Origin of the sequence: Nocardioides daejeonensis (assembly GCF_003194585.1) — a bacterium.
GTDB lineage: Bacteria > Actinomycetota > Actinomycetes > Propionibacteriales > Nocardioidaceae > Nocardioides > Nocardioides daejeonensis.
Genome location: NZ_QHKZ01000003.1, coordinates 405,954 through 417,620, shown reverse-complemented (window position 1 = coordinate 417,620; position 11,667 = coordinate 405,954). Strand labels below are relative to the sequence as shown.

Genomic DNA, 11,667 nt, shown 5'->3' with positions numbered 1-11,667 from the left:
AGGGCGAGAAGTGCGAGAAGTCGCTTTCTATGCACCGAACGTGGCGACTCGACGTGCTGAACCTGGCTTCTCAACGCTGCGTTTGAGCGCACTCAACGCGGCGTTTGCGCGAAGTCGGCGTCAGGAGGAGTGGCTGCGGAGCTCGTCAGAGGTACGACGGGCGCTGGAGGTACGACGGGAGCTGCGGCTGCGGCCCTGCTTGCGGGCGAGCTTGTCGAGGTCGGCGAGCATGGCGTCGGCGCGGTCGCGCTCGTCCTCGTAGTACTTCGTTGACCAGTTGAGGACCATCAGCGGGAACGCCCAGCCGGGTTCGTGGGCGGCGCCCTCGGCATCGGCGATGGCACGGACCCGCATCTTCTCGGCATGGTCGCGGTGCTCGACCAGCACCTCGCGCAGGTGGGCGGGGTCTCCGGCGTGGCCGAGCCACATCCGCAGCATCACGCCGTGCTTGAGCACGGCCGGCTCGACCGGCGCCTCGTTGGCCCAGCGGGACATCGCCTCCTCGCCGGCCGGCGTGATCCGGTAGAGCCGCTTGCCGCGGACATCGTCCTTGTTGACGACGCGTGAGGTGGCGTAGCCGATCTCCTCGAGCTTGCGCAGCTCGCTGTAGATCTGGCTGTAGGACGGTGCCCAGTAGAAGAAGCGCAGGCTCCAGTCGGCCCACTTCTTCAGGTCGTAGCCCGACAGTTCCTCCCCGAAGGAGAGCAGTCCCAGCGTCGCCCAGCTCGTCGGCCGGAGGCTGGGCAGGTCTGTCGGTTCCTCGTTCGGCATGCCCGCACTCTACTGGAATCCTGCACCGATAACTGTGTCGGGCAGTCATATTTCTGTTCGGACCTCCAGCCGGTTGGGACCGCCGCTTGCGTCGGCCGAGTATTTCTAATAGGAATACTGCTAACGATAGTGGTAGGAGGCGATATGCTGGACGAGGTCGATCAGATGCTCGCCGTGCTGGACGGCGGATTCCCGCCGGTGCACGAGATGACCGGAGCCGAGGCGCGTGCGGCGGTAGCGGCGCGACGCCAGCCGGTCGCCAACATCGATGACGTGAGGGCGGCTGAGGACCTCGTCCTCGACGGCGTGCCGGTGCGGCGCTATCTCCCGCACGGAACGCAGGAGCAGCCTCGCCCGGTCGTCGTCTTCGCACACGGAGGCGGCTTCGTCTTCTGCGACATCGAGACGCATGACGGTTTCTGTCGCATGCTCGCCAAGCACACGGGCGCGGTGGTCGTCTCCGTCGACTACCGCCTGGCTCCCGAGCACCGCGCACCGGCCGCCGCCGACGACATGTCGACCGTGGTCGAGCACGTCGTGGCGCACGCCGAGGCGTGGGGTGTCGACCCGGCCGCCGTGCTGGTTGCGGGTGACAGCGCGGGTGGCAACCTCGCCGCGGTCGCGGCACTGCGGGCCCGCGCTGCGGGGATCGACCTCGCCGGGCAGGTGTTGCTCTACCCCGTGATCGAGCCCGACTTCGAGACGGAGAGCTACCGCCGCTTCGGCACCGGCCACTTCAACACCCGCGCTGCGATGGAGTGGTACTGGGAGCAGTACCTCGGGGGTGCCGCGCTCCCCGAGCCCGCCTGGCAGGTTGCGCCGCTGCGCGCCGACGACCACGGCGACCTTGCCCCGGCAGTCGTGGTGACCGCCGGTCGCGACCCACTCAGCTCGGAGGGAGAGCGGTACGCCGCAACCCTCCGCAGTGCCGGCGTACCCGTGCGTCACCGGCACTACCCCGACCTGTTCCACGGCTTCGCCACCATCGGCCCGTTCGCCCCGGCAGCCTCCGCGCGCTCGCTGCTGTGGCGCGACATCGCCGCGCTGCTGGCGACCGCCCCGACTCCCAGGAGTACATCGTGACCAGTCCTCAAGAGACGACAGCCGACCACGACGTCGTGGTGATCGGGGCCGGATTCGCCGGCCTCTATGCCGTGCATCGCGCGAACGAGCGCGGTCATCGGGTGCTCGGCATCGAAGCTGCCCACGGCCCCGGTGGCACTTGGTACTGGAACCGGTACCCAGGGGCTCGTTGCGACGTCGAGAGCCTCGACTACTCCTACTCGTTCGACGAGCAGCTTCAACAGGAGTGGCGCTGGTCGGAGCGCTATGCGACCCAGCCGGAGATCCTCCGCTACATCGAGCACGTTGCCGATCGCTTCGATCTGCGTCGGCACTACCGTTTCGGCGAGCGAGTGCTTGCGGCCAGCTTCGACGAGGCGTCGGCGCAGTGGACCGTCCGCACCGATGCGGGCACCGTCGCCACCACCCGCCACCTGATCTGCGCGACAGGCAGCCTCTCGGCCCCGCACCGCCCCGACATCCCTGGCCTCGACGACTTCGAGGGCGACGTGCTGATGACCGCCAACTGGCCGCACGAAGGGGTTGACCTCACCGGCCGACGGGTCGCCGTGATCGGCACCGGGTCGAGTGGCGTCCAGTCGGTGCCGCTGCTCGCCGAGCAGGCCGAGTCGCTCGTCGTCTTCCAGCGGTCGCCGAACTTCAGCGTGCCGGCGTTCAACCGCTCGATCCCCGACGACGAGTACGCCGAGGCGTTGCGCACCTACGCCGAGCGGCGGGCGAAGTCGTGGGCCAGCACGGCTGGCTCGCCGCATGTCGGCTACGACCGGGAGGCGCTCGACCTCACCCCGGAGGAGCGCCGCGCGGTCTTCGACGAGTGGTGGCAGCGGGGCGGGGTGCTCTTCGCCAAAGCGTTCCCGCGGCAGACCATCGACCCCGAGATCAACGACCTGGCCCGCGAGTACGCCGCCGAGCAGGTACGGAGCCGGGTGCACGATGCGCAGGTCGCCGAGGACCTCATCCCGAACGACCACCCGATCGGCACCAAGCGGATCTGCACCGACTCCGGTTACTTCGAGACCTTCAACCGCGACAACGTCTCGCTGGTGAACCTGCGTCGGGAGCCGATCGAGACGTTCGTGAAGTGGGGTGCGAAGACCGCGACGAGCTCCTACGAGTTCGACACCCTGGTGCTGGCCACCGGCTTCGATGCGCTGACCGGTGCCCTCACGCGCATGGACGTGCGCGGGACGGATGGCGTGACGATGGCCGAGAGATGGGCGGACGGGCCGTTGACGCTGCTCGGTCTCTCGGTGCCGGGCTTCCCGAACCTGTACAACATCTCGGGTGCAGGCAGCCCGTCGGTGCTGGCCAACATGGTGCTGACCGCCGAGCAGCATGTCGACTGGGTGCTCGACCTGATCGCCCATCTCGACGAACGAGGCTTCCGTGCTGCCGAAGCCCGCGAGGACGCCGCCGTCGCGTGGACCAAGCACGTTGACGAGGTTGCCAACGGCACGCTCTTCACGAAGGCGAACTCCTGGTACATGGGCGCCAACATCGAGGGCAAGGCGCGCGGCTTCATCCCCTACATCGGCGGTTTCAAGACCTATATCGACCACTGCGAGTCGGTGCGTGACGGCGGCTACCGCGGCTACGTGCTGAGCTCCTGAGAGGACCATCACCCACCATGACACTCGTGCGCTGTGACGACCGCGTCGTCCTCATCACCGGGGCCGCCCGAGGCCAGGGTGCCGCGGAGGCGGAGCTCTTCGCCGAGCTCGGGGCCACCGTCGTGCTGACCGATGTCGACGCCGTCGAGGTCGAGTCCACCGCTGCCGGAGTCGGTGCTTCCTGGCACCACCACGACACCGCCTCCCGCGACGACTGGGCACGGGTGGTCGCGGCGGTGGTGGAGCAGCACGGGCGTATCGACGTGCTCGTCAACAACGCCGGCATCTATCGCACCGGTGACATCACCACCTGGCCGCAGGACGACCTTGAGCGACTCCTCTCCATCAATCTCCTCGGCCCGGTGCTGGGCATGCAGACCGTCGCGCCCGTGATGCCGTCGGGTGGCTCGATCGTCAACGTCGCCTCGATCTCCGGCCTGCGCGGCCATGCCGGCGCCCTCCCGTACGCCGCCTCGAAGTGGGGGCTGCGCGGGGCGAGCCGGTCTGCGGCCCGGGAGTTCGCTCCCCGGGGCATCCGGGTCAACTGTGTCTGCCCAGGGTCCGTGGACACGCCGATGATCGCGGAGAGCACGATGGATCTGAGCCATCTGCCGATCCCGCGGCGCGGTACGGCCGACGAGGTGGCAGCGCTGGTCGCCTTCCTCGCGTCGGACGCCAGCTCCTACACCACCGGTGCCGACTTCGTCGTCGATGGTGGAGCCACCGCCTAGTGCGACACGAGAGGTCGGGCGATCTCGTGAACGGAACCGATGCCGCAGCTCCGACACCTGGCTGGTTCAATCGCAGGCATGTCCTCGGTCGCCCCGCCGCGCACGCTCGTTGAGCTGTGCACGTCCCGCGCGCGCTCCCACGGCAACGCCGTGGCACTGGATGACGGACATCGTGTGCTGACCTATGCCGGCTTCGCCGAGCACGTCGTCGTCGCCGCCCGTCTGCTGCGATCGCGCGGGGTGGGCCCCGGCGACCGCGTGCTGCTGGTCGGCCGCAACTCGACCGCGTGGGTGGTTGCGGCCTTCGGCGTCTTCCACCTGGGCGCCACGGTGGTGCCACTGGGGCACGGTGTGCCCGCGGTGGACCGACGCCGCGCCGTCGAGCGGCTGCGCCCGGTCGCTGTCGTGGCCGACCCCGGTGCGTGGAGCAGCGGCGATCCGGAGCTGCCGCTCCTCAGCACGGAGGAGCTCCTCGAGGCGAACGGCAGCGAGCGGCTCGGGGAGCTTCCCGACGTCGTACCGACGACGCCGGCGATCGTGCTCGCGACCTCGGGCACCACGGGTTCGGTGAAGTACGTGCCGATGACCCACGGGCAGCTCACCACCCTCTACACAGGCATCGCCTCCCGCCTCGGCCTCAGGGCCGAGGACCGGCTGCTCTGCGTCGTACCGCTGGCGCACTCCTTCGGCTTCAACGGGGTGCTGCTGATCGCACTCTGCGTGGGCGCTGCGGTCCGCCTCGTCGGGCAGTACGACGCCGCGCGGCTGCCCGAGCTGGTGGCGGCCGAGCGGCTCACCGTGCTGGCCGGGCCGCCGACGATCTACTACGACCTGCATCTCGCGAAGGCCCGGTTCGCCGAGGTCCGGCTCGCGATCACCGGCAGCACCGAGGTCGAGACCGTGCGGATGCGGGCGATCTGCGACGACCTGGGCATCGCGGAGCTGGTCTCCGGCTACGGCATGACTGAGACCTGCGGCTCGGTGGCGATCGGCAGGATCGGCCCGGAGCCGGGGGAGCACGCATGGCTGGAGCTGCTGGAGGGGATCGAGGCCCGTGCGGAGGCGGGGCCTGGGAGCAGCGGTGGCCCTGGGCGACTCCGGGTGCGTGGCTACAACGTGCTCGAGAGCTATGCCGACAGCCCGGAGCGGGTCGTCGACGCCGACGGGTGGTTCGACACCGGCGATCTGGCGCTGATCGATGACCAGGGCCGGTTGGCGATCGTGTCGCGGCTCAAGGACACCGTGATCGTGAGTGGGTTCAACGTCCTCCCGCAGGAGGTGGAGCGGGTGCTGGTCGATCACCCGGCTGTGGCTCACGCGGTGGTGGTCGGCGTTCCGGACCAACGGCAGGGCGAGCGGCTGGTGGCGTGTGTCGTGGTGGAGGGCGTCCGGCCCACCGAGGAGTCACTGCGCGTGCACCTGCGAGAGCATCTCGCGGCCTACAAGGTTCCTGGCACGATCGTCTACGTCGATGAGCTGCCGACCACCAGCACCGGCAAGGTGTTGCGCGCGGTGGTGCGTGAACGACTGATGGTGGCGAGGGGTTGACCGGCCCGACCGATCGCGCGGTGACAGCTCCGGCGGTCGACGAGCCGCCCCGTCTGCTGGTGGCCGGCCTGATCACCCTGACGACCGTGATCGGGGTGATCGGCAGCCTGGGGGCGCCCCTCGTTCCCGAGATCGCCAAGTCCGAGGGTGTCTCACTCGGCGCCGCCCAGTGGTCGTTGACCGCGACCCTGTTCGTTGGAGCGCTGAGTCCGCCGTTGGTCGGCCGACTCGGCGGCGGCACCCGGCGGCGTACGGCCGCGTTGGTGTGCCTGGCAGCGGTCTGCTTCGGCACCTTGATCGCCGCTCTCCCGTTGGGGTTCGGTGCACTGGTGGCGGGCCGCGCCCTGCAGGGGCTGGGTTTCGGGATCGTCCCGTTGGCCTTCGCAGTCGCACGTGATCGGCTCCCGGAGGAGAGGGCGCGCCGCGCGCTGGCGTCGATCTCGATCGCCAACGTGGTCAGCGCGGGCCTCGGCTTCCCGATCGCGGCGCTGGCTGCCGACGTGCTCGGGGTGAAGGGGGCCTTCTGGGGCGCCTTCGTGTTCACGGTCGTGGCGCTGGTGGTCGGCTGGCGCGTCGTGCCCCCCGGGGATCCGTCTGGGGACGGCCCGACCGACTACGTCGGCACCCTCCTGCTGGGTGGCGCGACCTTCTGCATCCTGCTGGCGATCAGCCGTGCGGAGGCGTGGGGGTACACCTCCGCCAGGATCGTCGGGCTGGTGGCCGCGGCCCTCCTGGTGCTGTCGCTCAGCGTGTTCTGGCTGCTACGCCATCCCACGCCACTGGTCGATCTGCGTGTCGCCGCACTCCCGGGTGTGCTCGGCGCACACGTCGCCTCGTTGCTGGGCGGCGTCGGGATGTATCTGATGATGGCCACCGTGATGGTGCTGGTGCAGGCCGACCCGGGCATCGGCGACGGGTTGGGCCGTTCGGTCACCTGGGCGGGTCTCATGCTCACGCCGTACGCCGTCGCCAGCGTGCTGGGCAACCGGATCGCCTTGGCCATGGGACCGGTGATCGGTGCCGACCTGCTGTTGCCGCTGGGCTGCCTGGCCTTCGGCGTCTCCAACCTCATGTTGGCGCTGTGGCATGACCAGCTCTGGCAGATCGCACTGGTGATGCTGGTCGGCGGCATCGGCAGCGGCACTACCTTCAACTCGATCCCCTGGTTGATGGTCCGCGTCGTGCCGGCCACGGAGACGGGCAGTGCCCTGGCGCTCAACCTGGTCGTGCGGATGCTCGGCTTCGCCACCGGCAGTGCGCTCTCGGTCGCGGTGCTCCAGCATCTTGCCCGCGGTGGTCATCCCACGGATGCGGGCTACAGCGCGGCGGGCTGGCTCGGTCTCGCCTTCTGCCTTGTCGCCGCCACCGTCTGCGGCGTCCAGGCGCGCACCGCTCGCCGTGTGCTGGCTGCCACGCCCTGACGCCGGAGCGCCCTGACGCCGGAGCGCCCTGACGCCGGAGCGCCCTGATGTCCAGAGCTCCCGGGGCGCCCTGACGTCCGGCGCGTTCAGTCGCCCAGGTCGAGGATGCTGTTGATCGTGAATCGCTCGCCCGGATGCGTGTGGATGCTGACTGCCAGCAGCATGTCGTCATGCCCCAGGTGCCGGCGGCTGATCTCGAGCCCGGGGGAGCGGGGGGCGACGCCGAGTGCGGTGGCGATCCGCCGGGGGAGTGAGACCGCACGGACCGTCTGCTCGATCCGCCGTGCGCCGAGTGCACCGGCGTTGGCAGCCGTCCCGTCGGGCGTGATGTCCTCGGGCACCTGGTCGGGCCGGACGAACTGCTCGGTCCAGCCCACCGGCGGCGCATCCGGGTCGCTACGCAGCAGGCGCGCTCCCTGCACCAGCACCCAGGCGGCCCCCACCTCGGTGCCGAGTCGGTCCGCTAGTGCGGCGTCGGCGACGACCTCGCTGACCTCCGGCGACGGCACCTGCGTGGTGCGGTAGAACGCGATCAGTTCGTCGCGGTCGGCTACGAACGGGACGTAGCGCGTGGCCGGATGCCTGCTCACCACCGTGCTGCCGACGCCGGCGCGGCGGGTGATCAGGCCGAGGTCCTCCAGTTGCCGCAGTGCCTGCCGCACGGTGCCGCGGCTCAGTCCATGGCTGCTGCACAGCTCGGCCTCGGTCGGCAGGCGGCTGCCGACCGGATGCTCGCCGCGTCCGACGGCGGCGACCAGGTCGGCAGCGAGCCGGGCGTGCCGGGGCGGCCGGCGGCCAGGTCCTGAAGCATCGATGGCAGGCATTCCTCACAGTCTGCGCCGGGGAGTCCGGATGAGTGGCATCCGTGGTTGACAGGCCACCGGCAGGGCTTGCATGTTGTCCCGGTCACAGTCGATTTGTCTAGTCAAAGTGGGTTGTCCCGTGGAGATTCTGCTGGAAGAGGCGGAGCCCGGCCTGTTCGTGCTCACCATGAACCGCCCGGAGACCCTCAACTCGCTGGGACTGGGCATGGTCGCCGAGATGCGCGCGGCGCTGCTCGACCTCAACCGAAGTGACGGCGTACGCGCGGTGGTGCTGACGGGCGCGGGGCGCGGCTTCAGCTCGGGTGCCGAGGTGAAGTCGACCGAGCGTCGTCATCAGCCGGACGAACGGCAGAACCCGGTCTCCCACCTCCTGCAACAGCAGGAGACCTTGGTCGAGATCCATGAGCTGATCCACCGGATGCGGGTGCCGGTGCTGGCCGCCGTGAACGGTGTCGCGGTCGGCGGCGGTCTCTCGCTCAGCCTGGCCTGCGACGTGCGGTTCGCTTCGGAGAGCGCCCGGTTCGGTGCGATCTTCATCCGCCATGGCATCTCGGCCGCCGACATGGGCACCAGCTATTTCCTGCCCCGTCTGGTCGGTGCCTCCCGAGCCGCTGAGCTGATGCTGACCGGCCGGATCTTCGATGCCGCGGAGGCGGAGCGGATCGGGCTGGTGCTCGACGTCGTACCCGATGGTGAGGTGGTCGACCGGGCCCTCGCCACGGCGCGACAGATCGCAGAGAACGCGCCGCTGGGCGTGTGGATGACCAAGGAGACCATGTGGCAGACCATCGACGCCCCGTCGTTGCGCCATGCCCTCGACATGGAGAACCGCACCCAGATCATGTGCGTGGGCAGCGGGGAGCTGGAACGTGCCTTCAACGGATTCGGTGACCGGTCCCGTCCGGACTGGCTGCATCTGTGAGGCCGACGGAGGGCGCGGGCGGGCCGCGCCGCCGAGGAGAGAGGAATGGCATGACCACACGTAGGACCGGCCGCTGGATGGCCGCCGTACTGGCTGTCGGGCTGGTGCTCACCGGCTGTGCCAGCGGTGACGACAAGGACGACGACAACAAGGTCGTCGCGGAGGTGCCGGCAGGCTTCGCCAACGGCTTCGTGGGCGAGCAGGACGACAGCGGAGAGGCCAAGGAGGGCGGTACTTTCCAGGTCGCCACCTACTCCGAGGCCCGCAGCCTCGATCCGACGGTCACCATCGCGAACGGCAGCAGCGGCGGCACCGAGATGGCGGCCGTCTACGACCTCCTGGTGCGGCAGGACGGCGAGACCGGTGACTTCGTGCCGCAGATGGCCGAGGCCATCGAGCCGAACGACGACAACTCGGTCTGGACCCTCACGCTGCGCGAGGGCGTCGAGTTCAGCGACGGCACGCCGCTCGATGCCGACGCTGTGGTCTGGAGCCAGCAGCGGTACGTCGAGAAGCGCGGCGGCCAGGCCTCCATCTGGGCCGCGATGGTCAAGGACGCGAAGGCGGTCGACGCACGCACGGTCGAGTACACGCTCAGCCAGTCGTGGCCGGGCTTCCCGTATCTGCTCGCCACCGGGCCTGGGATGATCGTGGCGAAGGCCTCGGATGCAGGTGAGCAGTTCACGCCCATCGGCGCCGGACCCTTCACCTATGAGAAGTACGCACCCAACGAGGAGCTGCTGCTCGCCGCGCGGGCCGACTACTGGGGCGGCAAGCCGCACCTGGAGAAGCTCCGCTTCTACTACACGCCGATCGAGCAGGGACGTCTCGACGTGCTGCGCAACGGCGAGGCCGACATGGCCTACCTGCGTGAGCCGATCACCGCGAAGGCAGCGCTGGACGACGGCTTCGGCGGCTTCATGGAGATCGGCAGCATGTCCCGTGGTCTGCTGCTCAACCACCGCGAGGGCGCTGCCACTGCCGACGTGCGGATCCGGCAGGCGATCGTGCACGCCATCGACCTCGACCTGCTCAACAAGCGCACCACCGAGGGCAAGGGCATCGTCACCGCCGGCCTCTTCCCGGAGCTCTCCGACTGGGACCTGACCACCGAGCCGCTGCAGTTCGACGCGGCCAAGGCGAAGGAGCTGCTGGACGCCGCCAAGGCCGACGGGTACGACGGCAAGATCAGCTTCAAGGGCGTCGCCAAGGTCTCGGAGGCGACCGGCGTGACGCTCAAGGGTCTGCTCGAGGCGGTCGGCTTCAAGGTCAGCCTCGATTACGTGCCCTCGATCACCGACCTGGTCAACGACATCTATGTCACCAACGACTTCGACATGGTGATCTGGGGCTTCGGCATGCCGGACCGCGCTGTCTATCCCGAGCTCTACGAGAAGGTGCACAGCAACTCGGGCAGCAACGCCGGTGCGTCGAAGGACGCCGAGATGGACGTGCTCATCGAGGAGCTGGGCGCCGCGCCGACCGTTGCGGAGCAGACGGCTGCGCTGGAGAAGATCCAGGCTCGGTGGAACGAGACCGTGCCCTACGCCCCGCTCGGTGCCACACCGGAGTGGAGCGCCTGGGGCGACAAGGTGCACGGCGTGGTGCCGAGCATCGACAGCATCATGCTGCTCGGAGATGCCTGGAAGGCCTGAGGCGCGCCCCCGGTGGTCGAGCCTGTCGAGACCCGGTGGTCGGGCACCTTAACCCGGTGGTCGAGCCTGTCGAGACCCGGTGGTCGGGCACCTCAACCCGGTGGTCGAGCCCCAATCCGGTGGTCGAGCCTGTCGAGACCACTACGCAACGTTGGAGAGGTACGTCGATGAATGATCTTGCTGGCCAGGTAGCCCTGGTGACGGGGGCGGGGACCGGCCTCGGTCGCCGGTTCGCCCGCACCTTGGCCGCGGCGGGAGCCGCCGTGGCGGTCTGCGGCCGTCGTCACGCACCCCTCGCAACGTTGGTGGCCGAGATCGAGCAGGAGGGCGGGCGCGCGCTCGCCCTCCCGCTCGATGTGCGGGACGCAGCGGCGATCGTGGCCGCCGTCGACCAGGTCGAGACCGATCTCGGGCCGGTCTCGATCCTGGTCAACAACGCCGGCATCCCCGACGCACGCCGGGCGCACAAGATGCCACTCGAGTTGGTGGACGCCGTCTTGGAGACCAACCTGCGCGGCCCGTGGCTGCTAGCGACCGAGATCGGTCGCCGGCTGATCGAGACCGAGCGTCCGGGCCGGATCGTCAACGTCTCCTCGATGTCCGGCTACTACACCGCCGGTGGCGGCGCCGCGCTGTACGCCGTCACGAAGGCGGGGGTGAACCGGATGACGGAGGCGCTGGCCGTGGAGTGGGCGCGGTATCCGATCAACGTCAACGGCATCGCGCCCGGCTCCTTCAGCTCTGAGATGATGGACGGCCTGATCGAGCGCGTCGGCGACATCTCGGGCTCCTTCCCGCGCAAGCGTCTCGGCGATCCGGCCCAACTCGACAGCACCCTGCTCTATCTGGTCTCTCCTGCCTCGGAGTTTGTGACCGGCACGGTGATCAAGGTCGACGACGGGCAGATGCCACGCTGAGTGATGCGCGGCGGCGGCGCGGGCCGCTTCGCGCATACTCGTCGTCATGAAGCCCTCGAACCGGGAGCGCGCCTCAGCGCTACTCAGGTCTCTTTACTGAACCGCCCCGGAGTTTCCGGAGGCTTTGGTGTGTGGCTTGCAGAGGAGCCTCCTTCGTGACACTGAGCGATCCAGAGCTGAGTCGC

The 11,667-nt window shown here is 69.3% G+C and carries 10 protein-coding genes; 8 read left to right on the top strand and 2 right to left on the bottom strand.

Annotated features, from left to right (window positions below; genetic code table 11):
- Positions 1-120: 120 nt before the first annotated feature.
- Entirely contained in the window at positions 121-771 is a 651-nt protein-coding gene (locus tag DNK54_RS10080) for a PadR family transcriptional regulator (RefSeq protein ID WP_110206824.1), read from the bottom strand.
- 144 nt (positions 772-915) lie between these two features.
- Between DNK54_RS10080 and DNK54_RS10075 the strand changes: the two genes are divergently transcribed.
- The 5 genes from DNK54_RS10075 to DNK54_RS10055 all read left to right on the top strand — a co-directional run bounded on the left by DNK54_RS10075 (position 916) and on the right by DNK54_RS10055 (position 7,164).
- Positions 916-1,854 (top strand): alpha/beta hydrolase, encoded by a 939-nt coding sequence (locus DNK54_RS10075; RefSeq protein WP_110206823.1) that lies wholly within the window; start codon positions 916-918, stop codon positions 1,852-1,854.
- The gene (locus DNK54_RS10070; protein ID WP_110206822.1) at positions 1,851-3,464 is read left to right on the top strand and encodes a flavin-containing monooxygenase; all 1,614 of its coding nucleotides are present in this window, start codon (positions 1,851-1,853) and stop codon (positions 3,462-3,464) included. Before DNK54_RS10075 ends, DNK54_RS10070 begins: the two co-directional genes overlap by 4 nt.
- A 17-nt stretch (positions 3,465-3,481) precedes the next feature.
- Complete coding sequence (locus DNK54_RS10065; protein WP_110206821.1) at positions 3,482-4,195, top strand: SDR family NAD(P)-dependent oxidoreductase; 714 nt, start codon at positions 3,482-3,484, stop codon at positions 4,193-4,195.
- Between the two features lie 78 nt (positions 4,196-4,273).
- Positions 4,274-5,743, top strand: a complete 1,470-nt coding sequence (locus DNK54_RS10060; RefSeq protein WP_162602390.1) for an AMP-binding protein — start codon at positions 4,274-4,276, stop codon at positions 5,741-5,743.
- A gap of 20 nt (positions 5,744-5,763) precedes the next feature.
- Complete coding sequence (locus tag DNK54_RS10055; protein WP_162602389.1) at positions 5,764-7,164, top strand: MFS transporter; 1,401 nt, start codon at positions 5,764-5,766, stop codon at positions 7,162-7,164.
- Positions 7,165-7,250: 86 nt separating this feature from the next.
- Here the strand turns inward: DNK54_RS10055 and DNK54_RS10050 are convergent, their stop codons facing one another.
- Entirely contained in the window at positions 7,251-7,988 is a 738-nt protein-coding gene (locus DNK54_RS10050; protein ID WP_110206818.1) for a GntR family transcriptional regulator, read from the bottom strand.
- Positions 7,989-8,106: 118 nt separating this feature from the next.
- Between DNK54_RS10050 and DNK54_RS10045 the strand changes: the two genes are divergently transcribed.
- The 3 genes from DNK54_RS10045 to DNK54_RS10035 all read left to right on the top strand — a co-directional run bounded on the left by DNK54_RS10045 (position 8,107) and on the right by DNK54_RS10035 (position 11,482).
- Entirely contained in the window at positions 8,107-8,910 is an 804-nt protein-coding gene (locus DNK54_RS10045) for an enoyl-CoA hydratase/isomerase family protein (RefSeq protein ID WP_204164502.1), read from the top strand.
- A gap of 50 nt (positions 8,911-8,960) precedes the next feature.
- Positions 8,961-10,565 carry an ABC transporter substrate-binding protein gene (locus DNK54_RS10040; protein WP_110206816.1) on the top strand — a complete coding sequence of 535 codons (1,605 nt, stop codon included), beginning with the start codon at positions 8,961-8,963 and terminating at the stop codon, positions 10,563-10,565.
- Positions 10,566-10,732: 167 nt separating this feature from the next.
- A complete protein-coding gene (locus tag DNK54_RS10035; protein ID WP_110206815.1) occupies positions 10,733-11,482 on the top strand; it encodes an SDR family NAD(P)-dependent oxidoreductase in 750 nt (249 codons plus the stop codon).
- Positions 11,483-11,667: the final 185 nt, after the last annotated feature.

Bases quoted from the DNA above. Each gene is read 5' to 3' on its own strand.
- DNK54_RS10080 (WP_110206824.1), bottom strand. From the start codon at position 771: ATGCCGAACGAGGAACCGACAGACCTGCCCAGCCTCCGGCCGACGAGC.
- DNK54_RS10075 (WP_110206823.1), top strand. From the start codon at position 916: ATGCTGGACGAGGTCGATCAGATGCTCGCCGTGCTGGACGGCGGATTC.
- DNK54_RS10065 (WP_110206821.1), top strand. From the start codon at position 3,482: ATGACACTCGTGCGCTGTGACGACCGCGTCGTCCTCATCACCGGGGCC.
- DNK54_RS10060 (WP_162602390.1), top strand. From the start codon at position 4,274: ATGTCCTCGGTCGCCCCGCCGCGCACGCTCGTTGAGCTGTGCACGTCC.
- DNK54_RS10050 (WP_110206818.1), bottom strand. From the start codon at position 7,988: ATGCCTGCCATCGATGCTTCAGGACCTGGCCGCCGGCCGCCCCGGCAC.
- DNK54_RS10040 (WP_110206816.1), top strand. From the start codon at position 8,961: ATGACCACACGTAGGACCGGCCGCTGGATGGCCGCCGTACTGGCTGTC.
- DNK54_RS10035 (WP_110206815.1), top strand. From the start codon at position 10,733: ATGAATGATCTTGCTGGCCAGGTAGCCCTGGTGACGGGGGCGGGGACC.